At 61.6% G+C, this 23,415-nt stretch carries 23 protein-coding genes; 8 read left to right on the top strand and 15 right to left on the bottom strand.

What is annotated here, in order from left to right:
* Positions 1–220: 220 nt before the first annotated feature.
* Genes gnd through J3P97_RS15130 form a run of 3 tightly spaced genes read left to right on the top strand, consistent with a single transcriptional unit; the run spans position 221 to position 3,536 of the window.
* Positions 221–1,201, top strand: a complete 981-nt coding sequence (gnd, locus tag J3P97_RS15140) for a phosphogluconate dehydrogenase (NAD(+)-dependent, decarboxylating) (RefSeq protein WP_305500662.1) — start codon at positions 221–223, stop codon at positions 1,199–1,201.
* Positions 1,198–2,718, top strand: coding sequence for a glucose-6-phosphate dehydrogenase (zwf, locus tag J3P97_RS15135; protein ID WP_434672130.1), 1,521 nt, complete (start codon positions 1,198–1,200; stop codon positions 2,716–2,718). Before gnd ends, zwf begins: the two co-directional genes overlap by 4 nt.
* A complete protein-coding gene (locus J3P97_RS15130; RefSeq protein WP_434672129.1) occupies positions 2,715–3,536 on the top strand; it encodes an HAD family hydrolase in 822 nt (273 codons plus the stop codon). Before zwf ends, J3P97_RS15130 begins: the two co-directional genes overlap by 4 nt.
* 149 nt (positions 3,537–3,685) lie before the next feature.
* Here the strand turns inward: J3P97_RS15130 and nhaB are convergent, their stop codons facing one another.
* The 3 genes from nhaB to J3P97_RS15115 form a co-directional block, all read right to left on the bottom strand.
* Entirely contained in the window at positions 3,686–5,188 is a 1,503-nt protein-coding gene (nhaB, locus tag J3P97_RS15125) for a sodium/proton antiporter NhaB (protein ID WP_434600970.1), read from the bottom strand.
* A gap of 94 nt (positions 5,189–5,282) precedes the next feature.
* Positions 5,283–6,572: a hypothetical protein gene (locus J3P97_RS15120; protein WP_434672128.1), complete on the bottom strand. Its 1,290-nt coding sequence runs from the start codon at positions 6,570–6,572 to the stop codon at positions 5,283–5,285.
* Positions 6,573–6,760: 188 nt separating this feature from the next.
* Complete coding sequence (locus tag J3P97_RS15115; RefSeq protein WP_030142711.1) at positions 6,761–7,027, bottom strand: hypothetical protein; 267 nt, start codon at positions 7,025–7,027, stop codon at positions 6,761–6,763.
* Between the two features lie 341 nt (positions 7,028–7,368).
* On the opposite strand from J3P97_RS15115, the gene J3P97_RS15110 reads away from it, so the two are divergent.
* Positions 7,369–8,694 carry a sigma 54-interacting transcriptional regulator gene (locus J3P97_RS15110; protein WP_434672127.1) on the top strand — a complete coding sequence of 442 codons (1,326 nt, stop codon included), beginning with the start codon at positions 7,369–7,371 and terminating at the stop codon, positions 8,692–8,694.
* Between the two features lie 121 nt (positions 8,695–8,815).
* Here J3P97_RS15110 and J3P97_RS15105 read toward each other — a convergent pair whose 3' ends face one another.
* The 9 genes from J3P97_RS15105 to J3P97_RS15065 all read right to left on the bottom strand — a co-directional run bounded on the left by J3P97_RS15105 (position 8,816) and on the right by J3P97_RS15065 (position 17,292).
* Positions 8,816–10,099, bottom strand: a complete 1,284-nt coding sequence (locus tag J3P97_RS15105; RefSeq protein WP_434573842.1) for a hypothetical protein — start codon at positions 10,097–10,099, stop codon at positions 8,816–8,818.
* 47 nt (positions 10,100–10,146) lie between these two features.
* Entirely contained in the window at positions 10,147–10,893 is a 747-nt protein-coding gene (locus tag J3P97_RS15100; RefSeq protein ID WP_434672126.1) for a hypothetical protein, read from the bottom strand.
* Between the two features lie 57 nt (positions 10,894–10,950).
* Positions 10,951–11,631 (bottom strand): C39 family peptidase, encoded by a 681-nt coding sequence (locus J3P97_RS15095; protein WP_434600967.1) that lies wholly within the window; start codon positions 11,629–11,631, stop codon positions 10,951–10,953.
* Positions 11,632–11,768: 137 nt separating this feature from the next.
* Complete coding sequence (locus tag J3P97_RS15090; RefSeq protein ID WP_434672125.1) at positions 11,769–12,728, bottom strand: heme utilization protein; 960 nt, start codon at positions 12,726–12,728, stop codon at positions 11,769–11,771.
* Positions 12,729–12,788: 60 nt separating this feature from the next.
* Entirely contained in the window at positions 12,789–13,367 is a 579-nt protein-coding gene (locus J3P97_RS15085) for an adhesin (RefSeq protein ID WP_434672124.1), read from the bottom strand.
* Between the two features lies 1 nt (position 13,368).
* Positions 13,369–13,818, bottom strand: a complete 450-nt coding sequence (locus tag J3P97_RS15080) for a hypothetical protein (protein WP_434672123.1) — start codon at positions 13,816–13,818, stop codon at positions 13,369–13,371.
* A 308-nt stretch (positions 13,819–14,126) separates the two neighbouring features.
* Entirely contained in the window at positions 14,127–14,651 is a 525-nt protein-coding gene (locus J3P97_RS15075; protein WP_434672122.1) for an AAA family ATPase, read from the bottom strand.
* A complete protein-coding gene (gene pnuC / locus J3P97_RS15070) occupies positions 14,648–15,211 on the bottom strand; it encodes a nicotinamide riboside transporter PnuC (RefSeq protein ID WP_434672121.1) in 564 nt (187 codons plus the stop codon). The genes J3P97_RS15075 and pnuC overlap by 4 nt, the downstream gene beginning before the upstream one ends.
* A 446-nt stretch (positions 15,212–15,657) precedes the next feature.
* Entirely contained in the window at positions 15,658–17,292 is a 1,635-nt protein-coding gene (locus J3P97_RS15065) for a methyl-accepting chemotaxis protein (protein WP_434630597.1), read from the bottom strand.
* Between the two features lie 269 nt (positions 17,293–17,561).
* Between J3P97_RS15065 and J3P97_RS15060 the strand changes: the two genes are divergently transcribed.
* Both J3P97_RS15060 and J3P97_RS15055 read left to right on the top strand, forming a co-directional pair.
* Complete coding sequence (locus J3P97_RS15060; protein ID WP_305500687.1) at positions 17,562–18,392, top strand: undecaprenyl-diphosphate phosphatase; 831 nt, start codon at positions 17,562–17,564, stop codon at positions 18,390–18,392.
* Positions 18,389–18,811, top strand: coding sequence for a DUF1294 domain-containing protein (locus J3P97_RS15055; RefSeq protein WP_434672120.1), 423 nt, complete (start codon positions 18,389–18,391; stop codon positions 18,809–18,811). The genes J3P97_RS15060 and J3P97_RS15055 overlap by 4 nt, the downstream gene beginning before the upstream one ends.
* Before the next feature lie 138 nt (positions 18,812–18,949).
* On the opposite strand, the gene J3P97_RS15050 is transcribed toward J3P97_RS15055, so the two are convergent.
* Positions 18,950–19,300 (bottom strand): MmcQ/YjbR family DNA-binding protein, encoded by a 351-nt coding sequence (locus J3P97_RS15050; RefSeq protein WP_434600961.1) that lies wholly within the window; start codon positions 19,298–19,300, stop codon positions 18,950–18,952.
* The gene (locus J3P97_RS15045; protein WP_434600960.1) at positions 19,297–20,205 is read right to left on the bottom strand and encodes a LysR substrate-binding domain-containing protein; all 909 of its coding nucleotides are present in this window, start codon (positions 20,203–20,205) and stop codon (positions 19,297–19,299) included. Before J3P97_RS15045 ends, J3P97_RS15050 begins: the two co-directional genes overlap by 4 nt.
* A 128-nt stretch (positions 20,206–20,333) precedes the next feature.
* Here J3P97_RS15045 and J3P97_RS15040 point away from each other — a divergent pair, with 128 nt between their 5' ends.
* Both J3P97_RS15040 and J3P97_RS15035 read left to right on the top strand, forming a co-directional pair.
* Positions 20,334–20,942, top strand: a complete 609-nt coding sequence (locus J3P97_RS15040; RefSeq protein WP_305500692.1) for an FMN-dependent NADH-azoreductase — start codon at positions 20,334–20,336, stop codon at positions 20,940–20,942.
* A gap of 183 nt (positions 20,943–21,125) precedes the next feature.
* Positions 21,126–22,163: an alpha/beta hydrolase family protein gene (locus tag J3P97_RS15035; RefSeq protein WP_434573861.1), complete on the top strand. Its 1,038-nt coding sequence runs from the start codon at positions 21,126–21,128 to the stop codon at positions 22,161–22,163.
* Here the strand turns inward: J3P97_RS15035 and J3P97_RS15030 are convergent.
* Positions 22,157–23,350 (bottom strand): MFS transporter, encoded by a 1,194-nt coding sequence (locus J3P97_RS15030; protein ID WP_434672119.1) that lies wholly within the window; start codon positions 23,348–23,350, stop codon positions 22,157–22,159. The two genes, J3P97_RS15035 and J3P97_RS15030, sit on opposite strands and share 7 nt — an antisense overlap.
* Between the last annotated feature and the right edge of the window lie 65 nt (positions 23,351–23,415).

Here is a 23,415-nt window from a genome sequence, read left to right as displayed (position 1 = left end):
CGACAATTCTTTATCGGCACCAATTCTGAATACTTTTGCCCGTTGATGGAACTTTTTTATTTTTCATGGTCCGCGTGTCTTCGGCCGGTTTTTGAACGTTATCCTTTGTGATCGGGCGATTTACCCGGAAACTATGCGGCAATGCTCTGGACTAACCTCCACAAGTCACCTTGAGCTAAACCTTTGACACACCTTTATTTGTAGTAGGGAGCATCAGCACATGCAACTCGGGATCATTGGACTGGGCCGCATGGGCGGCAATATTGCGCGGCGCCTGATGCTCAATGGGCACACCACCGTCGTCTATGACCGCAATGCCGCTTTTGTCGAAAACCTGAGCCAGGAAGGCGCGACGGGCGTCGCGGACCTGCCGGCGCTGGTCGCAGGCCTGGAGAAGCCTCGGGCTGTCTGGGTCATGCTGCCGGCCGGCGCACCCACCGAAGACACCATCAACGTGCTCAGCGACCTGCTCGAGCCAGGGGACGTCATCATTGATGGCGGCAACACGTACTACAAGGATGACATCCGGCGCGCCCAGGCGCTGTCGGAAAAAGGCTTGAACTACATCGACGTCGGTACCTCCGGCGGCGTCTGGGGGCTTGAGCGCGGCTATTGCATGATGATCGGTGGCGACACTGAAGTCGTGCGGCGCCTGGATCCGTTGTTCGAGAGCCTCGCGCCGGGCATCGGCGATATCCCGCGTACCCGTGACCGCAAGTCTGACGACGACCGCGCCGAACGTGGCTACATCCATGCGGGCCCGGCCGGTTCCGGTCATTTCGTCAAGATGATCCACAACGGCATCGAATACGGAATGATGCAGGCTTTCGCCGAGGGCTTCGACATCCTCAAGACCAAATCCAGCGAAAGTCTGCCGCCGGAGCAGCGTTTCGACCTCAACCTGGCCGATATCGCCGAAGTCTGGCGACGTGGCAGCGTGGTTTCGTCCTGGCTGCTGGACCTGACCGCTGATGCGTTGGCCAGCGATCCGAAGCTCGATGGCTTCTCCGGCGAGGTCGCCGACAGCGGGGAAGGCCGTTGGACCATCGAAGCGGCCATCGAGCAAGCGGTGCCGGTGCCGGTGCTGTCCAGTTCGCTGTTCGCCCGTTTCCGTTCCCGCCAGCAAGCCACTTATGGCGACAAGATGCTCTCGGCCATGCGCTTCGGCTTTGGCGGCCATGTGGAGACGCCGAAAAAATGACCTCGATCGGCAGGAAATCCAAGGCAGAACCGGCACCACCGACCACGTTGTTCCTGTTCGGTGCTCATGGAGACCTGGTCAAGCGTTTGCTCATGCCGGCGCTCTACCACCTGAGTCGTGACGGGTTGTTGGGGGATGGCCTGCAGATCATTGGTGTCGACCACAACGCTATCAGCGATGTGGATTTTGCAAAAAAACTCGAGGATTTCATCCGTAACGAAGCGGCGAGCAAGGGCGGCGACCCCGACCAGGCGCTCGATCCGGTGCTTTGGGCCAGCCTGGCCCAAGGCATCAGTTACGTCCAGGGTGATTTTCTCGATGACAGTACCTACGAAGCGCTGGCGGCGAAGATCGCCGCCAGCGGCACCGGCAATGCAGTCTTCTACCTGGCGACCGCGCCACGCTTCTTCAGTGAAGTGGTCCGCCGCCTCGGCGCGGCCGGGCTGCTTCAAGAGCAGGATGACGCCTTCCGGCGCGTGGTGATCGAGAAGCCGTTCGGCTCCGACCTGCAAACCGCCGAGGCGCTCAATGCCTGCCTGCTCAAGGTGATGAGTGAAAAGCAGATCTACCGGATCGACCATTACCTGGGCAAGGAAACGGTGCAGAACATTCTCGTCAGCCGTTTCTCCAACAGCCTGTTCGAGGCGTTCTGGAACAATCATTACATCGACCACGTGCAGATTACCGCCGCCGAGACCGTCGGCGTGGAAACCCGTGGCAGCTTTTACGAACATACCGGTGCTCTGCGGGACATGGTGCCCAATCACCTGTTCCAATTGCTGGCAATGGTTGCCATGGAGCCGCCGGCCGCGTTCGGCGCCGACGCGGTGCGAGGCGAAAAGGCCAAGGTGGTGGGCGCAATCCGGCCCTGGTCGGTCGAGCAGGCTCGAGCCAATTCGGTGCGCGGCCAGTACACGGCGGGTGAGATCAACGGCAACCCTGTCAGCGGTTACCGCGAGGAAACCAATGTCGCGCCCGACAGCAGCACCGAAACCTACGTTGCGCTCAAGGTCATGATCGATAACTGGCGGTGGGTAGGCGTGCCGTTCTACCTGCGCACCGGCAAGCGCATGAGCGTGCGCGACACGGAAATCGTCATTTGCTTCAAGCCGGCACCGTATGCGCAGTTTCGTGACACCGAGGTCGACGAACTGCAACCTACGTACCTGAGGATCCAGATTCAGCCCAACGAAGGCATGTGGTTCGACCTGCTGGCCAAGCGGCCCGGGCCGGCACTCGACATGGCGAATATCGAGCTGGGCTTTGCCTACAAGGACTTCTTTGAAATGCAGCCATCAACGGGTTACGAAACCCTGATCTACGATTGCCTGACGGGCGACCAGACCTTGTTCCAGCGTGCCGACAACATCGAAAACGGTTGGCGCGCGGTGCAGCCGTTCCTCGATGCCTGGCGGGAAGACGCAACGGTACAGCCGTACCAGGCCGGTGAGGATGGCCCGGCGGCCGCCGACGAATTGCTGACTCGCGATGGTCGCGTCTGGCATGGCCTCGGATGACTGAACAGTTGAAACGTCCCATCCGCTTCCTGCTCAGTGACATGGACGGCACTTTGTTGCTTCCTGACCACAGCCTCAACCAGCGCACTATCGAAGCCGTCCGCTCCTTGCGCGAGGCCGGCGTGCTGTTCAGTCTCGCCACCGGGCGTCCGCCCCGTGCGATGTTGCAGCAGATCGAAGCCCTGGGCGTCGACCTGCCCACGGCGGCGTTCAACGGCGGCACGCTGGTGCACCCGGACGGGACCTTCCTGGCTGTTCACTACTTGCCGCCCGAGGCGGCACTGACTACGTTGGCGCTGTACGCCGATCAGCCCGGCATCGAAGTGTGGGTGTTTGCCGACGGCGACTGGCTGGTGCGCGACGCCAACGGACCGATGGTGCCGGTTGAAACCCGCGGCCTGGGGTATCCGCCGGTGGAAGTGGAGAGTTTCGAGCCTTACCTTGAGCGCATCGACAAGATCGTTGCGACCAGCGCCAACACGGATCTGCTGGTGGAGCTGGAGGCGCGCTTGCATCCGCTGCTCAAGGGCCAGGCCCAGGTGTCGCGTTCGCAACCGATTTACCTGGACGTGACGGCGATGAAGGCGAACAAGGGCGAGGCACTGTCGACCCTGGCGGATTTTCTGGGCGTGCCGCTGGAACAGACCGCCGCCATGGGGGACGGTGGCAACGACCCGGCGATGTTCCATCGCGCGGGGCTGTCGATTGCCATGGGGCAGGCGGAAGAGGCGATCAAGCGTCAGGCGGATGTCGTTACCGCAGCCAACACCGAGGACGGTGCGGCATTGGCGATCGAGCGGTACATCCTGCCGCGCTAGATGATCCTGCACCGTTGTGGCGAGGGAGCTTGCTCCCGCTCGGTTGCGAAGCGACCGCAAAAAAGGGGGGCCGCTGCACCCGAGGCGTCGGACCGGCCCAGCGGGAGCAAGCTCCCTCGCCACGAAGCCATATCCATTCAGTCATGGCGTTACAGCCAGTAAGTCACCGCATACCAGCCCAGGCTACCCATCACCACGGTATAAGGCAGCGCCATCCAGACCATGCGGCCATAGGACAGGCGAACCAGCGGGGCAATGGCCGACGTCAGCAGGAACAGGAACGCCGCCTGGCCGTTGGGCGTGGCGACGCTGGGCAGGTTGGTGCCGGTGTTGATGGCGACCGCCAGGGTCTCGAACTGCTCGCGGCTCATGTGGCCGGCAACAAAGGCCTGTTTCACTTCGGTGATATAGATGGTGGCGACGAAGACGTTGTCGCTGATGGCCGACAACAGGCCATTGGCGATGAACAGCATGCCGGGCTGCTGATCGGCCGGCAGGGCCAGGACCCATTGGATCAGCGGTGTAAACAGCTGCTGGTCATGAATGACCGCGACCACCGCAAAGAACACCACCAGCAGCGCAGTGAACGGCATGGCGTCCTTGAATGAGCTGCCGAGTCGGTGCTCGTCAGTGATTCCGGTAAAGGCGGTGATCAGGACGATCACTGCCAGGCCGATCAGGCCGACCTCGGCAATGTGCAGGGCCAGGGCGACGATCAGGAGCAGCGCCGCGAGGCCCTGGACGATGAGGGCAGCACGCTGGCGTGCGGTGCGCTCACGGTTGTCTTCCTCGGCATAATCGGCCAATACCGCCCGGACATTATCTGGCAGCAGCGTGCCATAGCCGAACCAGCGCAGTTTCTCCAGCACCACGCAAGTCGCCAGCCCGGCCACGAGCACCGGTAGCGACACTGGCGCGACCTTGATGAAGAAGTCGACGAAGTGCCAGCCCATTTCATGGCCGATCAGCAGGTTCTGCGGCTCGCCCACCAAGGTGCATACGCCGCCCAACGCGGTGCCCACGGCGCCATGCATCAGCAGGCTGCGCAGGAAGGCCCGGAACTGTTCCAGGTCCTGATGGTGCAGTGACGGCAGGTTATGGTCTTCATCTACGCTGCTGTCCTGGCGCGGGTCATTGCCCGAGGCCACGCGATGGTACACCGCATAGAAACCCACCGCGGCGCTGATAATCACCGCCGTCACGGTCAGCGCATCGAGGAATGCCGACAGGAACGCCGAGAGGAAGCAGAACATCAAGGCCAATACCGCCTTGGACCGCACACCCAACAGCAGGCGCGAGAACAGGAACAGCAGCAGGTCCTTCATGAAGTAGATACCGGCCACCATGAACATCAACAACAGGATGACCGGGAAGTTGTGGACCAGTTCGTCGTATAGCGCTTTTGGCGTGGTCATGCCCAGCGCCACGGCTTGCAGGACCAACAGCCCGCCAGGCATCAGCGGGTAGCATTTCAAGGCCATGGCCAGCGTGAAAATGAACTCCAGGACCAGCATCCAACCGGCGACGACCGGGCCCAGCGTAAAGAACGCCAACGCATTGAGAATCAGGAAAATGATGATGCACGCTTTGTACCAGCGTGGAGAATGCCCCAGGAAGTTGTGCGCAAAAGCTTGAGCCATTTGACCGGACATTGGCTGCTCCTTTTATTTAGAAGCGCGCAACTTGCCGTAAGCCATGAGGAATATCAAGCGTAGGACTTGTTACCGCTAGCCGAAAGGTCGGAAATCAGGCGCTGTACCGCGTCAACACGGCCCTGGAGGTGCCCTGTAATGAATGCCCACCCACCAGTATTTTTTCGTCGGCCTGCACCGCCACGGCCGTCGCGGTATCGAGGCTGTAACCCAGTCGGGTGCGCAGCCAACCCTGGCCCTGGCCGAACGCCGGATCAAGATTGCCGTCCGGCAGGTGTCGAGCCAGGATGAAGTCGGCGTCGATGCCGCCGATGGTTGCGCCGGCCGTCACGACTTTTCCATCTGCCTGCAGCTGGGCGGCCGTCCACTGGCTGGCATGGTTGCCGATTGCCAGGAGGCGGCATTGGTTTTCGGCGTTGTCCGGCGTCGGTTGGCCGTCCCTGGGAATGCACACCGACAGACAATGCTTGGGGTCGCGACTGCCGCCAAAAGCATGCAGATCGCCGTTGGCGTTTTCAACGACCTGGCTGACCATCACGCTGCGTCCCTGGGCCGTGAAGGACAGGAAACCGCCGTCGCCGAAGCGCTCGTCGAGTTGGCCGCAGGCGTCGTAGCGAGCCATCAGGCCGCGCTGGGGCCAATCGATGGCACCGCCTACGACGATGTGGCCGTCGGCCTGCAGGGCCAGGCAGCTCAGCCAGCTGTTTTTCAACAATCGCCGAACCATCACGAAACCACGATGGTTGAACGAGTCATCCAATGAGCCGTCCGGCAATAATCGAATCAACACGCCAACGTGATCGGACGTCCGGAAGTGATGGTTGGCCAGGATGAATATCCTGCCATCGGCCTGTACGCGCATGTCACAGGCTTCGACCCCAGACACGCCGGGCGGTAGCCAAGGATCGCGCATGCCCTGGGAAAGGTTGCCGCAAAGTCGCACGACTTGTCGCCCGGCATCGCCAAAACCATGGACGGCATGACCGTGGGGATCGAACAGCGCCAGGGCAGGGAGGGTATTGTCGGCGCTTTCGTAGTGCAGGCCGGATAACAGGATATTACCGTCGCGCAGCTCGGTGACCTTGCCCGCGGTGGCTACGCAGCCCGGTGCAAACGCGTCGATCACGTAGCCGTTGATGCCAAAGTCCCTGTCGATCATGCCGTTCGGGGTAAGCCGGGCAAGACCGAAACGACTGCCTTGGGCGGTCATGACCCGCGCCGCCAATAAGATTCGGCCGGCATGGTCAACGGCCAATCCGGTGGTGAGTGTCGAGGTATTTCCTGGAAAACGAACCCAGGCTTTACCACCGTCGGCAAAGCCTGTATCGAGGCACCCGGCCTGAACCCGGGGTATAGGGAGTGCAAATGCGGATTGAACGGGCATGCGTGGCTCTCCTTGCGCATCGACCGGCCTGGATAAAGAGGCGGTGTTAGCATGAGAGCAACATTCAATCCATGAAACAGACAGTGCACAACTGTCAGGTCCTGCAGGCACGAAGACTATTCGTGCCTGAACAATGGCTTTGCAATCCAATGCCAAGCCGGCAAATAAACAACCGGCTTGTCAGGGCATTATTCAGGCATGGACCACGATTGCAGCTTGTAACCTTCCTGGCTCAACTCGGCACGGGCCTGCTTCAACAGGTCGGCAAGTTGCGCCGGGTCCGTATAGGCACTGCTGGGGATCTGGGTACGGCCAATGTGGGTGTTGGTGCGGTCGATGACGGTCAGGCTCAGTTCGCCGTTACCGTCTTGGGGGGCCCAGGCCACGCATTGGAAAGGACGGAATGCGCGGTCGGCAATCAAAAGAGCTTCGTTGATACGGAGCGGGGCGTTCATGGCGTTATCTCTCAATAGTGCCCAATCAAATGATCTGCCGTCGGTTGGGCGTACCGTGCGGCTGGTTACTTGTACTGATGTCCCGAACCCGGGAGCAGGTCACACAATCGATGAATAAATTTCGATTTTCTTTCAGACCAGGCTTTCGGACTTTTGTTTGAAAGGCGGATGAAAGATTCGCCGCGAGGTGAACTAACGAAACGCCCGCTTATAACCGGTTCTCTGATGTCCTGATAACTAATCGATACAAGCAAGTGTCAAGTTCTTGCTACTGTTACATGCAGGTTCGCCAAACGCCTGTTTCTAATCATATTTCCTTATTTTGGCGCCAAGGATCAGTCGTGATTGAAACCAGTGCGTTGCGTCGTCTGCTCGTGGTCGATCCCTGCGATGATTGCTATCGCCTGTTACCGGGCCTGCGCGAAATCGGTTGGGACGTCGACAGCTGCTCCCTGGAACACGCCAGCGACCGGACGTGTGACGTCGGCTTGTTGCGCCTGCAGCCTTTTCACCTGGAGCGTCCCGAGGCCGTCAAGGAATTGATTCGCCGCAGCGGCGCCGAGTGGATCGCCGTCCTCAGTCAGGAAGTGCTGCGCCTGCAAAACGTCGGCGATTTTGTCTGCGAATGGTTTTTTGACTTCCATACCTTGCCGTTCGATGTCTCCCGCGTCCAGGTGACATTGGGCCGGGCGTTCGGCATGGCGCGGTTGAGGGGGCGGGGCGCGGTTCACATCAATCAGCCTGAACATGAGCTGCTGGGCGACAGCAAGCCGATTCGCGAGCTGCGCAAATTATTGGGCAAGCTGGCCCCCGCCGAGTCGCCGGTATTGATTCGTGGTGAAAGCGGCACGGGCAAGGAGCTGGTCGCGCGCACCCTGCATTGCCAATCGCACCGGCGTAACAAGCCGTTCATTGCCATAAATTGTGGCGCGATCCCCGAGCACCTGATCCAGTCCGAGCTGTTCGGCCACGAGAAGGGTGCTTTCACCGGCGCTCATCAACGCAAGATCGGACGGATCGAAGCCGCTCATGGCGGCACGTTGTTTCTCGATGAGATCGGCGATCTGCCGTTGGAGCTGCAGGCCAACCTGCTGCGCTTTTTGCAGGAAAAGCACATCGAGCGTGTAGGCGGCAGCCAACCGATTGCCGTCGATGTGAGGGTGCTTGCGGCGACGCATGTCGACCTGGAGGCGGCCATCGAGCATCGGCGTTTTCGTGAGGACCTGTATTACCGCCTCAACGTCTTGCAGGTGCTCATGGCACCGCTGCGCGAACGCCATGGCGACCTGTCGATGCTGGCCAGCCACTTTGCCCATTTCTACAGCCACGAAACCGGTCGCCGGCCGCGCAGTTTCAGCGAGGACGCGCTAGTAGCGATGGGCATGCACGACTGGCCCGGCAATGTGCGGGAGCTGGCCAACCGCGTCCGTCGCGGCCTGGTGCTGGCCGAAGGGCGGCAGATCGAGGCCCGCGACCTTGGCCTTGTCGGCCAGCAGGGCGTCGCCGCACCGATGGGTACCCTGGAAGACTACAAGACCCGCGCCGAGCGCCAGGCGTTGAGCGATGTGCTCAACCGCCACAGCGATAACCTCAGCGTGGCGGCCCGCGTGCTGGGCGTGTCGCGGCCGACGTTCTATCGGTTGTTGCACAAGCATCAGATTCGTTAGAGCCGCGCCTGCGCAAAACCTGTGGGAGCGAGCTTGCTCGCGATAGCGGTCCTCCAGTCAACATTAATGCTGGCTGAGAGGGCTTCATCGCGAGCAAGCTCGCTCCCACATGGGACCTGCCTTAAAAGTAATACGGCAATTTCAGGCTGAAGGTGAAGTCCGGCGCATCGTCGGTCAGCCCGATGGACAGGTTGGGCACGATGGTCAGGTTGTCGCTGGCGGCCACCGTCATGCCGATGTTGAAGTATCCGGCGTTGGCGTCGCTGGAGACCACCGATTCCCAGTCCCCGCCGTCCTGCTTGAGCTTGCTTTTCTTCTGGATCAGGTCCGAGACCGAGAAAGACATGCTCATCTTCTCGTTCAAGGCAAAGGCGATGCCGGCGCCGATCTGGAAGCTGTCGCCGATACGCACCTTGCCTGGCACTTCCTGGTTGACGGTGGAACTGATGTCGTCGAACGACTCTTCGAAGTTGTGGGTGTAGGACAGGCTGCCGAACAGTACTGCCGGGTCGAAGGTCTTGACCAGGGATATCCCGGGCGTGATCGACCACACGCCGTTACCGGTGGGCAGGTCTTCCGGCACGAACAGGTTGGTGTTGGCCTGAGACTGGCGCAGCTTGATGCCGAACGGGTCCTTGCCGGTGGGTGCCTTGACGCGCAGGGTCACCACCGCGTCCGGGCTGTTGACCGATTCATCCATGAACTTGTACGCAATGCCGAAATTGACGTCGCCGATGGTGGGGTCGCGGGTCACCGTTTCTTCGCTGGTGACGCCGGCCGCGCCCTGGTTGGCGCCACCGGACTGGTAGGTGGACTCGCGGTAGATCACCGGCACGTTGAGGTCGAACTGCCAGCGATTGTCGAAGTTGTAGCGACCGGTAAGGTCCAGGGTCCAGGTGTCCGCCTTGATCCGGTCCAGGTTGATGTTGCCAAGGAAAATCGAATCCAGGGCCAGGAAGCCGTTGAGGATCAGTTGCCGGGTGTCGTAGCGCGAGTAGGTCACGCCGGTTTCGAAGCTGAATTTGCCGCCGCCGAAAAAGCCGCTGGCTTCGTCATACAGGTTGGAGACGCTCTGGGCCGGTTGCGAGTCGTCGGCCAGGGACTGCCCGTAGCCGCTGCCACCCGCCGTTGCCGCGCCGCTGCCGGCCACGCCTTGGTTGCCTTTCATGTCGGCGGGAGATTTGGCCAGGCGCTTGGGCGGCGGGGCGGCGGGTTGATCCTCGACCTGGCGGACTCGCTGTTCGAGTACCGCCAGGGCTTTTTGCTGGACCTCGTAGCGTTGCTTGAGCTCGAGAAGTTCTTGCTTCAGGGCCTCGATGTCCGCGTCGGGTGCCGCTTGCAGCACGGTCGCCGGAAACATCGTGCTTAAACACATCACAGCGCGCAACGATACGGATCGATACATGAAATATGCCGTCCCTAGTTAGCCCAATGATCGGAGATCAGCGTAGTTCAATATCCGAGGTTTCGAAGGCCACGCAGCTGCGTCAGGTTGCAGTCCAATGCCCCGGCGCTGGGGCCGTTGCTGTTCAGCACCACGTTGAGCTGGGTCATGTTGTTGACCAGGTTGCCGTTGCCCAGCAGGCGGGTGTTTTGCAGCAAGCCGCCCTGGGCCACCTGTTGCAGGGTGCTCCCCTGGTTGTGGTTGGCCTGGATTGCCATCTGCACGCCGCTGCCGGTGGCGGTGACCGCCACGCTGCCGGCGGCGTTGCTGCCGCTGATGGTCTGGCCCTTGTCGAGCAATTGGCCTTGGGCGGGCGCCAGGGCAGGTGCCTGGCTACTTTCTTTCACGTTGATGCTGACATCGTTGTACGCGCTGTTGCCGTCGCCCGCGGCGCGCACGCTCTGGGTTACGCCCTGGCCCGAGCCGAGACCGGCGCCGCCGGTGATCGTGCCGCCACCCTGTTCCGGGGCGCTGCCGTTGCCGATCTGCTTGATCGTGGAGACGTAGAACTGCGGTTTGACCGTTGCAGCCTGGATCTGCATGGAACTGGAAGCGCCGATCAGGTCGCCACTGGCGTTGCGCCAGGTGCTGCTCATGACGATGCCAAAACTGATGACTCGTCCGGGCATGACGTAGCGACCGCGCAGCTCGGCGAGCTCCTGGTCCTGGACTTCGATGGGTTTGAAACCGGCGTGGGCAAGACCCGACGTCGTTGCGGCCAGGCAGGCCAGCGTGAGCCAGTATGAGCGTTTCATCTGTTGCTCCCGGAGCGTCCTGCTCCTTTTGTATTTTTATTGGCAGTTGTTCGGCGATTAGAAAAAGTCGCTCTGGATGAAGCCGAAATCCATCAGTTCCGCGTCCTTGACCGGATTAAAACCGTCCAGCTTGTTGCGCGCTGTCAGAGGTTGCGGAGGGCTGCGCAAGGCGTTGGTCTTGTCATAGCCGGGGCCGACGATGGCGAAGACAATGCCGTTCCAGCCTTTTACGAATTCGTCATGGGCGTAGCGTTTGTGGCCCAGCACCGGGTCGGCGATATACACCCATCGCTTGTCCGCCCGCTGCAATACCACGAAGTGCTTGTAGCCACGAATTTCCATCAGGACCACGACCGGGATCGTCACCGCGGCGAGTTTTTCCGGTGGTATCCGATAGCCGCGGGCGCGCATGCCGATGGTTTCCACGTAGCGCTTCATGTCCAGCATGGAAAAACCCTGGGTGCGGACCAGATCCTGGTCGGCATTGACCAGCATGCCCTTGATGACATGTTCTTCGTCGACGTCCAGCCAATAGGCCTGGCGCAACACAGTGGCCAGCGCCGCGGCGCCACAACTGAAATCGGTCTTCTGCTCGACGATGTCGCTGAACTTGCGCTCGCGTACGCTTTGCACGGGTTTGTACACCAGCATGCCGCCAGGCAGGGCGGCGACCGGCATCTGCGCGGCTTCGGTCAAGCCGGCAAGCAAAACCAACAGGCAAAGGGCAGTCGCACGCATGGTCGATACGCCTAGTGATACCCAGGGAAAAGCCCCTGTGGGAGCGAGCCTGATCGCGATAACAGTGTGTCAGGCAACACAAAGGTCACTGATCCAATGCCTTCGCGAGCAGGGCTCGCTCCCACAGTGGTACTTTTTTACATGCAAGCCTTGCAGCCGGCAGCAATCGACAGCGAGTTGCTTTGCTGGTTGCCCACGCCCGCCGACACGTTGGCGCCGCCGTTACCGGAGAAGCCGTTCATGGAGTTGGTCATGGTGGCGTTGTTGTAGACCGGATTTTTCCAGCCGTCGCGAGTCAGCACCTGTTGGGTATTGCTGCCGGCAAGTTCGAAAGTGCCCACGGCGGAGAACTTGAACTTGTCGTCATCGTGACCACCACCGTAACCGCCCTTGTTGCCCCAGCCGCCGTCATCCTCGACGGTACCGGTGCCTTTGGCCTTGAAGGTGCCGGAAGCCTCGGAGGTGCTGGTGAGGGTGTCGGTCTTGTAGGTCCGCACGCCTTTGTTGTCGACGACAAGGCCGGTGGATGACTGGTCGGCCGCGGCGGAAGCCTGGGCGACACGACCGCCCGATACGGCGATGGCCAGGTTGTTTTTCTGCTGGTTGAAGTTGCCGGCGGTCACGTTGATGCCGATGTTGCCGGAGCCGTTGTTGCCCGCGCTGGTGAGCGAGGCGTTGTTCTGCGTCGAGTTGTTCTTCACATAGTTGTTGTTATTGACTTGTGTGGCGCTGGACGCTGCGACAGCCGAGCCGAAGATGAAGCTTTCGTCGGCGGTGGCCAGGGCGGCGGCATTGTCTTGCTGGTTGCCGTCGCCGGCGGCGATGTTGGCGCCCATGTTGCCGTTGCTGCCGTTGAGCGAATCAGTGGCTTCAGCGGTGTTGCGGGTGGCCTGGTTGGTCACCACGTTGCCATCGCTGTTCTGCTCGTCCAGCACCGTGGCCCCTGCGCCGGCGCTGATGGAAAGCAACTGATCCAGCGTTGGCCCTTGAGGGCCGTGGTTGCCGTGGCCGTTACCGTTTCCGCCGGCCTGCGCAGCCATTGCCATGACAGCGGCGAGAGCGAAAACCAATGGTTTGAGCGCCATTGTAGGTTTCATGGTGTTTCTCCTTGCGTGTCGTTGGTTAAGTGTCGGTACGTTCTTATCCACTGCGCCGGGTCAGTCTGCGACCCGGATGCTCAGGGTGTTGGCCATGCGGTTCCCCACCCCGGCACTCTGGTTCACCTGGATCACCCCTCGGCTGCCGGTGAAGGCCTGGTCGCTGGTGGCGACCTGGCGACTGCCGGTTGGGGTGTCAGTTGCTCCCGAGTTCGGTACCAGCGCCACGTTCTGTTGGGAAAGGGCACTGTCGTCCATGCTCTGCGGCTGGGCGCTGATGCCCACTCGCATGACATTGGCCATCTGGTTGTTGGCCCCGGCGGACTGGTTGACGCCCAGTACGCCGTTGCCATTGGTGAAAGAATTGCCGCCGATACGCGCGCTCGCGTTCATCGACGGGTTGGCCGGCGTATCGAGGCGCTGGTGCACGACGGTGCTTGCGTGGGCATCGGTGCCGATGGCGATGGCACGGGTGTTGGTCTGCTGCGTCTGGTCGCCGGCCGCCTGGTTGACGTTGAAATTACCGGTGTAACGACCGCCGGAATTTTCCAGGTCGGCCTGGTTGACCACCGCCACGCCCGGGGCGGCGAGCACGGTGGAGCTGCCGAGCAGGGCAACCCTGAGCCAGGTTGGATTCATCTCACTGTCCTCCCGCCAACCGACCCAGAGGGGCCAGGCCGGAACTCAGCGAGCGGTTGATGGTGCCCGAGATGGCGCCACCGCTGCCGCCACCGTGGCCGGCACTCATGCCCGGCATGCCGTTGGGGTTGGTCACGACATTGACGCCCTGCACGCCGGTGTTCGCAGTGATGGTGTTGCGGATTGTCGAGCCGCTGGCGACACCGGCAAATTCGCCGTCGCTGAGCTCGGTACTGGCGGTCGCCTGGTTGATCCGGACGGACGGATTGGCATTGACGGTGGTCGGGTAGGGGTCTTTGCCGCCATTGCGACCGAAATGAACCGGTTGCACGTCACGGTCGAGTACGATGACACCGTTACCCTCGGCCTGGGCCGGCAGACTGAGCGTCGTCGCACCGATGGCGCAGCCGATCAACAACAGACAGGTCAGATTTCTGTTGGAAGTCCCCATGACATCGATTCCTTCTTCGCTGGACGCTGGCCCTAGTCAGCGCTGCGAAGGGAAGAGCAGGTGTTGTGCCGTGTTTGGAAAAGACTTCGGATTCAATAGCTTGTGAGAAGGGCGCAGATCCGTTGGCGGGACCTGTTTCATCGCTGAGACAGGCTCGCGGCCCGCAACGGCCCGCCGCTGCCGCTGGGCTCCGGATCCAGGCATCGGAGGGCGGTGTATCAGTGACTTTACAGTCAGGGTCGCAACGGATCGGAGTGGCTTTGAATCCGGGCTCGGCGCATCAATGATGTTTCAACGATGAAACAACCTCAGGCCTGGAGGAGCCGCGCAACGGCCGCGAACACTTGCTCGCGCCGTTGCTCCCAGTCGCCTTCAATCAACAGGAACGGTTGTTGGTGGCGAACCAGCCAGTCCCTGATGGTCTCGAAAAACCTCATCCGTTCTGCCAGCTCCGGCTGGCAGCGCAAACCGTCGCCGACCCATTCGACCTGCTCGGGGCTGAGCAGCAGATGCAAATCGTAATGGCGCGCCAGCAAGGCGGGTTCGAGCCAATCCGGGCAATCATCGAACAGGGTCTGGCTCCAGAGGATATTGCTCAACAGATGGGTATCGAGGATCAGCAGCGCCGGCTGCCGGGCGCGAGCCGCGTCTTCCCAGGCGAGTTGCCCGGTGGCGATATCGGTGATGTCGGCCAGGCAGGTATCACGCTGGGTTTGCTCCATGAAGTGGCGCACGTATTCGTCCACCCGCAAACCACCGAAATGCGTCTGCAGTTGCCCGGCCAGCCAGCTTTTGCCGCTGGATTCCGGGCCGGTCAGTACCACTACTTTCATGTGCGCAGGGCCGGGTCGGCGCGCCATTCCCGCCAGCCTTGCACCGCCAGCAGAGTGAACAGCGCATAAAGCGCGGCGGTCAGGTACAGGCCCTTGTAGACGAACAGGCCGACGAAAATCACATCCAGGACGATCCACAGCGGCCAGCACTGCACACGCTTTTGCGCCATCCACCACTGGGCCACCAGGCTGAAACCGGTCAGCGCCGCGTCGAGCCAGGGTTGGGCGGCGTCGGTCCAATGCGCCATGGCCGCCCCGAGCATCAGACTGCCCGTCGCACCGATGGCGAGGCTGAACAGTACTGACGGCGTACCCAGATACGTCACCTGCCGACCATGGTGATTGTGTCCGGCGCGGGTCCACTGCCACCAGCCATACAGTTGCAGGATGGCGTAGACCATCTGCAAGAGCATGTCGGAGTACAACTTCACGTCGAAGAAGAACCAGCTGTACAGCAGCACCATGACCAGGCCGATCGGCCAGCACCAGGGATTCTGCTTGACGGTCAACCAGACAGCGATCACGCCGAGGGCTGCGGCAAACAGTTCAAGCCCGGACATGGCGGTTCCTTGGGGAAGACGAAGAGGGCGGGGATTGTAAACGTTATGGCGGGCGGAGCTCCAATCCTGGTGCTGGCTGTGCTACCGCCTTCGCGAGCAGGCTCGCTCCCACAGGGGATTTGCGGTGGGCACTAAATCCAGGGCCAACACAAAAACCAATGTGGGAGCGAGCCTGCTCGCGAAGGCGGCGGGTCAGCTTGTATCAGTGCTGAATGTGCTATTGCATTCGCGAGCAGGCTCGCTCCCACAGGGGATTTGCGGTGGGCACTAAATCCAGGGCCAACACAAAAACCAATGTGGGAGCGAGCCTGCTCGCGAAGGCGGCGGGTCAGCTTGCATCAGTGCTGAATGTGCTATTGCATTCGCGAGCAGGCTCGCTCCCACAGGGCGTTTTGTGGTGGGCACCAAATCTGGGGCCAACACAAACCCCTGTGGGACCACCAGCCTCAGACCCGAAACTGCTTGAGCAGGCCGTTCAGTTGTTCGCTCAGGCCTTTGAGGCGGGCGCTTGCCACGCTGGACTGTTCCGCGGCCATGGCGGTGCTGTGGGACAGCCCAGCGGCCTGGGTGACGTTCTGGTTGATGTCTTCAACCACATGCGCCTGTTGCAGGGTGGCGCTGGCGATGGAGGCGTTCAGGCTGTTGAGGTTGCGCAGGGCCTGGCCGATGGCGTTGAGGCTGGCGCCGGCCAGTCCGGCCTGCTCGATGGTCAGTTGCGAGGCACGGCTGCTGTCGCTGATGACTTTCACCGCGGCTTCGGAATGATTTTGCAGGCGTTCGATCATCGCCTGGATTTCAGCGGTGGACTTCTGCGTACGCTGGGCCAGCAGGCGCACCTCGTCGGCCACAACGGCAAAACCGCGACCTTGCTCGCCGGCGCGGGCGGCTTCAATGGCGGCGTTGAGCGCTAGCAGGTTGGTCTGCTCGGCAATCGAGCGGATCACTTCCAGCACGCTGCCGATCTGGGTGCTTTCGCTGGCCAGGGTGCGGATCACTTCCACGGCCTGGTCGATGGTCTGGGAGAGCCGGTCGATCTGCTGCAGGCTGCCGTCGATGTTCACCTGGCCCTGCTGGGCCTGGGATTCGGCGTCGCGCATTTCGCTGGCGGCGTGTTCGGCATTCTTCGCCACATCCTGCACGCCATAAGTCACTTCGTTGATGGCGGTCGCTACCAGCTCCATCTGTTGCGATTGTTGCTGGCTGCGCTGCTGGGCCTGGGCGGCGTCGTTGCCCAGGTCGCTGGACGATTGCCCCAACTCACTGGCTGAAACCTGCAACTGACCCACCACCTGGCGCAGCTTGGCGGTGAAGGCATTGAAGTGCCTGGCCAATTGCGTGACTTCGTCCTGGCCATGGGTATCGAGGGTGCGAGTCAGGTCACTCTCGCCGCTGGCGATGTTGGCCATGGCATTGACTGTCTCCTGCAAGGGCCGGACGATGCTGCGTACGATCAGGGTCAACAGCAGGCCCATGAACAAGGTGATCGCCAAGCCGATCAAGGAAGCCTTGATCAACTGGGACTGGAATTCCGCCTGTACATCATCCACGTACACGCCCGAACCGATGATCCAGCCCCAAGGCTCGAACAGCTTCACATAGGACGTTTTCCCCACTGGTGCCTCGGCGCCCGGCTTGGGCCAAAGGTAATCGACCATGCCGGCGCCCTTGGCCTTGGCGATGGCGACCATTTCGTTGAACAGGGCAAAACCGTTCGGATCGCGGATGGCCGAAAGATTCTGCCCTTCAAGTTTCGGGTTGGTCGGGTGCATGACCATGACCGGCGCCAGGTCATTGATCCAGAAGTAGTCATTGTGGTCATAACGCAGGCCGCGCACCGCGCTGAGCGCCTGCTTCTGCGCCGCCTCGCGCGTCAGGGTACCGGCGGTCTCCAGGCCATGGTAATAGCTCAGTACGCCGCTGGCGGTCTGCACTACATGTTGGGTTTTCTGCACCTTGGCCTGATACAGATCGATGTGGATCTGCTTTAGCATGAACGCGCCCAGCGTGAACAACATCACGATGGCCACGACCAGGATGAGCCACAGGCGTCGGCTGATCGATACACTGCGCAAGCTATTCATACGCTGTCACTCCGGTTTTTATTCTTGTCATTAACGACGGCGGCACTTTAACGCTCGACGTCTACGCGCGATTGACCTGGGTCATAACGCGGCAGCGTTATCAGGGCTTGTCTGATAGGATTTCGGCCCCGCAGCGCAAAACCTGAGTCGCTTCTGATTTTTCATTGGTTTTTTTTGCAAGGTCGCGGTTATCGTGCAGCCGCTGCGTGCACCTGCGTAACATTTGAATAGCGACAAGGCCTGAAACGACAGGCTTTTTTGGGGGATGAATGGATTTGTGGACGGCCTTTTCGGCATTGATTCTTGGCGTGGTAGAAGGGCTGACGGAGTTCCTGCCGATTTCCAGTACGGGGCACCAGATCGTCGTCGCCGACTTGCTCGAATTCGGTGGGGAACGCTCGATGGCGTTCAACATCATCATCCAGCTCGGTGCGATCCTGGCGGTGGTCTGGGAGTTTCGGCGCAAGATCTTCGACGTGGTGCTGGGCCTGCCGACCCAGCCCGGCGCTCGCCGCTTCACCGCCAACCTGCTGATCGCGTTTTTCCCTGCGGTGATACTGGGCGTACTGCTTGCCGACTGGATCCACCATTACCTGTTCAACCCGATCACGGTAGCCACCGCATTGGTATTGGGTGGTCTGGTGATGCTCTGGGCCGAGAGGCGCCAGCACACGGTGCACGCCGAAACCGTGGATGACATGACCTGGAAGGATGCGCTGAAAGTCGGCCTGGCCCAGTGCATCGCGATGATTCCCGGCACCTCGCGCTCCGGCGCAACCATCATTGGCGGCCTGCTGTTCGGCCTGTCGCGCAAGACCGCCACCGAATTCTCGTTCTTCCTGGCCATGCCAACCATGGTCGGCGCGGCGGTCTACTCGGGTTATAAATACCGCGAGCTGTTTGTCCCGGCGGATTTCCCGGTGTTTGCCATCGGTTTCATCACCGCGTTCATCTTCGCCATGATCGCGGTCAAGGGCCTGCTGCGCTTCATCGCCAGCCACAGTTATGCGGTGTTCGCCTGGTACCGGATTGCGTTCGGCCTGTTGATCCTGGCGACCTGGCAATTCGGCTGGGTCGACTGGACGGCTGCCCAGCCTTGAACGAATCGGCCAGGCGAGTCGCACGTAACACCGGCGGGGCCGTGCAGAACCTGTGCCTCAAGTTGACGGTATTTGCGATTCTGTGCGCGTTGCCGCTTTTTGGCTCGCTGCTGCTCGGATTGCGGGGCGAGTCGTGGGTGCCCATGACGGCTTACGGAGTCGTCAGTGCCGTGGCGTTCCTGCTTTACTGGAGCGACAAGCGCAAGGCACGCGCCGATGCCTGGCGCACGCCGGAGAACATCCTGCACGCGGTCGAACTCGCCGGTGGTTGGCCGGGCGCATTGCTGGCCCAGCAGGTGTTTCGCCACAAGACCCGCAAAGTGTCGTTTCAAGTGGTGTTCTGGTTCATCGTGGTGTTGCACCAGGGATTCTGGATCGACCAGTTGTTCCTGGGCGGCCATCTGTTGGCGTTGTTCTGATCGGTATGCGTTCCCTGTGGGAGCGAGCTTGCTCGCGATGACGCCGGTACATCCAACATCTTCACTGGCTGTGGCACCGCTATCGCGAGCAAGCTCGCTCCCACATTGGTATGCAGCGGCTGCAACCCGGCTGAGCCGCTACAGCAACAACCCAACCTGCGTGCGCTTGGGCAACTTGCTGACCACCAGCTGATGGGAACGCCGCAACAAACTGCGCAGCTCCTCATCGCCCAGCGGGTAGGGCGCTTGCATGATGACCCATTGGGCCCTGGCCAGGTACGGCGCCGGATGAATGCCGGGGCGGTCGCAATGGCCGAGAAACAGGTCCTTGTCGACCTTGAACGCCAACGAATCCCCCCGCAGGTTCTGCAAGGCGAACATCTTGTTGCCGGCGATCGAGAATACTCGCACGCCGCCCCATTTATAGTCTTCCCGGGCGCCCGGCAAGCCCAGGCAGAATTGCGCGACGTCCCCTTCGCTCAAGCTCATATCGTCCTGTCTCCACATTGTGCAAAAGCTTCCACCAGATGATCGATCCACGCACGCACCGCCGGCAGCATGCCGCGCCGGTGAGGATAGACCGCCTGGAGCCAGCCATCCGGTGATGACCATCCAGGCAACAGCTCCACCAGTCGACCGTCGCGCAGTTCTTCTTCGCAATACATGCTCGGCAACAGGGTAAAGCCCAGACCTGTCAGGGTGCAGGCGCGGCGCACGATAAAGTCGTCGATGCCCAGGCGCGCCTCCAGGGCCAGCTCGACGCTTTGCCCTGCGGTACTGAGCAGGCGCACATGCACCAGACGGTCCGCCTCCAGCGCTCCCAGCACCGGCAATTGCCTGAGGTCGTCCGGAGTTTCGATCCGCCTTCCTTCAATGAGCACCGGGCTGGCAACCAGGGTCAGGCGGGCCTGGCGCAAGCGCCGGGTCATCAGCAGCGGGTCTTCGTCGCCCAGGTCACGGACGCGCAACGCCACGTCGATGCCCTCGCTGATCAGATCCACGCGCCGGTTGAGCAGGATCATCTCCAACTGCACCTGCGGGTATTTTGCCAGGAAGCTTTCGATGATCACCGGCAGGAACTGGTGCGCCAGACCCACCGGGCTCGACACCCGCAAACGCCCACGGGGCTCGCTGGACATGCTCGCCACCGCTTCGTCGGCCATCTCCGCTTCCAGCAACATGGCCTGGCAATGACGCAGGTAACGTTCACCCACGGCGGTCAGCTTCAACTGGCGGGTGGTGCGTTGCAGCAGTCGGGCGTCAAGGCGCTCTTCGAGCTCGGCGATTCGCCGTGACAAGCGTGACTTGGGGATGCCCAGCAAGCGCCCGGCGGCCGCGAAGCCACCGGCTTCAACCACCTTGGCAAAGTAATACAGGTCATTAAGGTCTTGCATGTCGAATCGATTGTCCTGTCAGTGGAACGAACCATCACATTCTTGCAGACTTATCTCGGATTGGCTTCATCGATAGGATTGTTCTCAATTGATCGCCTGGTTGCGATCCTCACTTGGAGAGCATTCACATGAAACTGCTGCACATCGATTCGAGCATCCTCGGCGACAACTCCGCTTCGCGCCAACTGAGCCGTGAACTGGTGCAAGCCTGGAAAGCCGCCGAGCCAGCTATCAACGTCACCTATCGTGACCTGGCCGCTGACGCCATCAGCCACTTTTCCGCGCAGACCCTGGTCGCTGCCGGCACCAGCGCCGAATTGCGCGATGCCGCTCAACAGCACGAAGCTGACCTCAGCGCGTCGACCCTGGCCGAGTTCCTCGCCGCCGACGCGGTGGTGATCGCAGCACCGATGTACAACTTCAGCATCCCGACCCAACTCAAAGCCTGGATCGACCGTATCGCCGTGGCCGGCCAGACCTTCCGCTACACCGAAGCCGGCCCGGAAGGCCTGTGTGGCGACAAGAAGCTGGTCATCGTTTCCACCTCGGGCGGCCTGCACGCCGGTCAACCGAGCAGCGTGGGGCATGAACAATACCTGAGGTTGATGTTCGGTTTCCTCGGCATCACCGACATCGAATTTGTTCGCGCCGAAGGCCTGGCTTACGGTGACGACATGCGCACCAAGGCCATCAGCGAGGCCAAGCTGCAGATCAGCCAGCAGTTCGCCGCTGCGTAAGGCTTGCATCGAGGCATCAAGCTCTACGGGCAACCTCCGGAAAACCCTGTATTCTCGTCGTCATCGGATGGCTGGGGTGCAGGGTTTTCCTGCATTTGGCGCTGGGAAACATGGCGCAGGTCGTGCATGGCCGGAGCGGCGAGCGACGTGGCTCCTGGTGGGTGGGTGAAGGTGGACTATTCGATGATGCGTCTTGGTGCGCTGCTGCTGTTTTGCTGGGTGAGCGGTCTCGGTTCGGTGCAGGCCGCGCCGGCGCCACATCCGCATTGGAGCGCGGGCTTTCATGAGCTGGATTTTCCTGATCCGCTGGACCACCAGCCGATGCATGCCATCGCGTTTTACCCCTCCACCGCGAAGGAGCAATCCAGTCTATTGGGCGGCTATCAGATCGATGCGGCGGCGGATGCACAGATCGCCATCGGGCGGTTTCCGCTGCTGATGCTGTCCCATGGCAATACCGGCACGCCGCTGGCCCTGCATGATCTGGCCACGTCGCTGGCCCGCAAGGGCTTCGTCGTGGTGGCGGTGATTCATCCCGGCGATAACGCCCAGGATCACAGCCGGCTCGGTACGCTGAGTAACTTGTACGGGCGGCCGATCCAGATCTCCGAAGCCATCACCGCGACGCTGAACGACCCGATGCTGGCGCCCTTCGTCAACGCCGGGCAGGTCGGCGTGATCGGCTATTCGGCCGGTGGCGAAACCGCGCTCATCCTGTCTGGCGCCACGCCGGACCTCAATCGCCTGCGCCGTTATTGCCAGGAGCGACCGGATGACCGTGACGCCTGCAATACCCAGGGTGAGCTGATTGCCGACCGCGATGACCTGTATCCGGTGGCCGATCCCAGGGTCCGCGCGCTGTTGCTGATGGCGCCGTTGAGTTTGAAGTTCGGTCGGCACACGTTGGCCGATGTCCATGTGCCGGTGCTGCTCTATAGCGGCGACGGCGACAAACTGGTGGCTTTCGACAAGAACGCCGCGGCCCTGGCGCGCAAGCTGCCTACCGCGCCGGATTTCAAGACGTTGGCCGGGGCCGGGCACTTTGTTTTCATGGCGCCCTGTACGGACGAGCAGATCGCGGCGATGCCGGCGCTGTGCACCGATGCCGACGGCGTTGATCGCAAGGACATCCACCGCACCATGATCACCGAAGCCAGTCGCTTCTTCAGCCAGGCACTGGGAAAGCCGACCCGTGCGGGCCTGCGGACCGCCGATCAGTGATGCGGGCTTTCGGCTCGCCGACGCAACACGAGCGTCAGGCCCAGGCCGATGATCGACAGCAAGGCGGCGAAGAAAAAGATCGACGAATAGCCAAGGTTCAATGCCACCGCGCCCATCAACGGTCCGGCAATCGCCAGTGCCAGGTCAAAGAACACCGCATAGGCACTCAAGCCGGCGCCGCGGCTGCTGTTGGGCACCTGCTTGATGGCCTCCACGCCCAGCGCCGGGTACACCAGCGACAACCCGAAGCCCGCCAGCCCCGCGCCGACCAAGGCGAATGCGGTGGAGGGCGCCAGCCACAGCAGCACCAGGCCCAGGGTCTCGATGCTCATGCAGACAATGGCCGAACTGAAGCCACCGAAACGGGCGATGCTGGAGATGAACAGCAACCGTGACAGGATGAAGCAGATGCCGAAAACGGTCAGGCACCAGGCGGCGCCGGTCCAGCCTCGGCTGAGGTAGAACAGGGTGATGAAGGTAGTCAGGGTGCCATAGCCGATCGAGGCCAGGCACAGGCTCGTCCCGAACGGTGCAATGCGTCCGAACACGGCCCAGAAGGGCAGGCGCTCGCCGCGAACGACCGGCACCGAGGGTTTGTTGCGAATCAGCAGCAATGCGCCGCCGGCCAATAACGACAAGGCGATGCCCAGGCTGGCGAAGCCCAGGCCGCCGACCATGACCACCCCCAGCGGTGCGCCGATGGCGATGGCACCATAGGAAGCGATGCCGTTCCAGGAGATCGAACGGGCGGTGTGCTCCACGCCGACCTGTCCCATGCACCAGCTGATGGTACCGACGCCGATCAGGCCTTGGGCGACCCCGAGCAGCAAACGCCCGGCAATCAGGATCACCAGGCTGGGCAACGGAAAGCTTTGCAGCAGCGTCGACAACAGCGTTAGCACGCCACTGAGCAGGATGCCCACCAGGCCGTAGACGATCGCCCGCTTGGTGCCGACATTGTCCGACAGTCGCCCGGCCATGGGCCGGCTGAGCAAGGTCGCCAGATACTGCGAGCCAATGGTCAGCCCGGCCACCACCGCGCTGAAGCCCAGTTGCTCATGGACATACCCAGGCAACACGGCAATCGGCAGGCCGATGCAGAGGAAGGCGATGAAGGTATAAAAAACGATGGAGACGATCTGCAAGGTGATCGACAGGGAACTGGAAACGGGCTGGGGCGTTGGCATGGCGGCTCGTTCGCGGGCAGCGGTAAGAGTGCTTCATCATGGCGCGTGCGGGGGAGAAAAGGAAG

The sequence above is a fragment of the Pseudomonas sp. R1-15 genome, from assembly GCF_051132085.1.
GTDB lineage: Bacteria > Pseudomonadota > Gammaproteobacteria > Pseudomonadales > Pseudomonadaceae > Aquipseudomonas.
This window is presented reverse-complemented; position numbering and strand designations above follow the sequence as displayed.

What these genes read in the sequence shown, in the direction of transcription:
- gnd (WP_305500662.1), top strand. Translation starts at nt 221, where the DNA reads ATGCAACTCGGGATCATTGGACTGGGCCGCATGGGCGGCAATATTGCG.
- zwf (WP_434672130.1), top strand. Translation starts at nt 1,198, where the DNA reads ATGACCTCGATCGGCAGGAAATCCAAGGCAGAACCGGCACCACCGACC.
- J3P97_RS15130 (WP_434672129.1), top strand. Translation starts at nt 2,715, where the DNA reads ATGACTGAACAGTTGAAACGTCCCATCCGCTTCCTGCTCAGTGACATG.
- nhaB (WP_434600970.1), bottom strand. Translation starts at nt 5,188, where the DNA reads ATGTCCGGTCAAATGGCTCAAGCTTTTGCGCACAACTTCCTGGGGCAT.
- J3P97_RS15120 (WP_434672128.1), bottom strand. Translation starts at nt 6,572, where the DNA reads ATGCCCGTTCAATCCGCATTTGCACTCCCTATACCCCGGGTTCAGGCC.
- J3P97_RS15115 (WP_030142711.1), bottom strand. Translation starts at nt 7,027, where the DNA reads ATGAACGCCCCGCTCCGTATCAACGAAGCTCTTTTGATTGCCGACCGC.
- J3P97_RS15105 (WP_434573842.1), bottom strand. Translation starts at nt 10,099, where the DNA reads ATGTATCGATCCGTATCGTTGCGCGCTGTGATGTGTTTAAGCACGATG.
- J3P97_RS15100 (WP_434672126.1), bottom strand. Translation starts at nt 10,893, where the DNA reads ATGAAACGCTCATACTGGCTCACGCTGGCCTGCCTGGCCGCAACGACG.
- J3P97_RS15095 (WP_434600967.1), bottom strand. Translation starts at nt 11,631, where the DNA reads ATGCGTGCGACTGCCCTTTGCCTGTTGGTTTTGCTTGCCGGCTTGACC.
- J3P97_RS15090 (WP_434672125.1), bottom strand. Translation starts at nt 12,728, where the DNA reads ATGAAACCTACAATGGCGCTCAAACCATTGGTTTTCGCTCTCGCCGCT.
- J3P97_RS15085 (WP_434672124.1), bottom strand. Translation starts at nt 13,367, where the DNA reads ATGAATCCAACCTGGCTCAGGGTTGCCCTGCTCGGCAGCTCCACCGTG.
- J3P97_RS15080 (WP_434672123.1), bottom strand. Translation starts at nt 13,818, where the DNA reads ATGGGGACTTCCAACAGAAATCTGACCTGTCTGTTGTTGATCGGCTGC.
- J3P97_RS15075 (WP_434672122.1), bottom strand. Translation starts at nt 14,651, where the DNA reads ATGAAAGTAGTGGTACTGACCGGCCCGGAATCCAGCGGCAAAAGCTGG.
- pnuC (WP_434672121.1), bottom strand. Translation starts at nt 15,211, where the DNA reads ATGTCCGGGCTTGAACTGTTTGCCGCAGCCCTCGGCGTGATCGCTGTC.
- J3P97_RS15065 (WP_434630597.1), bottom strand. Translation starts at nt 17,292, where the DNA reads ATGAATAGCTTGCGCAGTGTATCGATCAGCCGACGCCTGTGGCTCATC.
- J3P97_RS15060 (WP_305500687.1), top strand. Translation starts at nt 17,562, where the DNA reads ATGGATTTGTGGACGGCCTTTTCGGCATTGATTCTTGGCGTGGTAGAA.
- J3P97_RS15050 (WP_434600961.1), bottom strand. Translation starts at nt 19,300, where the DNA reads ATGAGCTTGAGCGAAGGGGACGTCGCGCAATTCTGCCTGGGCTTGCCG.
- J3P97_RS15045 (WP_434600960.1), bottom strand. Translation starts at nt 20,205, where the DNA reads ATGCAAGACCTTAATGACCTGTATTACTTTGCCAAGGTGGTTGAAGCC.
- J3P97_RS15040 (WP_305500692.1), top strand. Translation starts at nt 20,334, where the DNA reads ATGAAACTGCTGCACATCGATTCGAGCATCCTCGGCGACAACTCCGCT.
- J3P97_RS15035 (WP_434573861.1), top strand. Translation starts at nt 21,126, where the DNA reads ATGATGCGTCTTGGTGCGCTGCTGCTGTTTTGCTGGGTGAGCGGTCTC.
- J3P97_RS15030 (WP_434672119.1), bottom strand. Translation starts at nt 23,350, where the DNA reads ATGCCAACGCCCCAGCCCGTTTCCAGTTCCCTGTCGATCACCTTGCAG.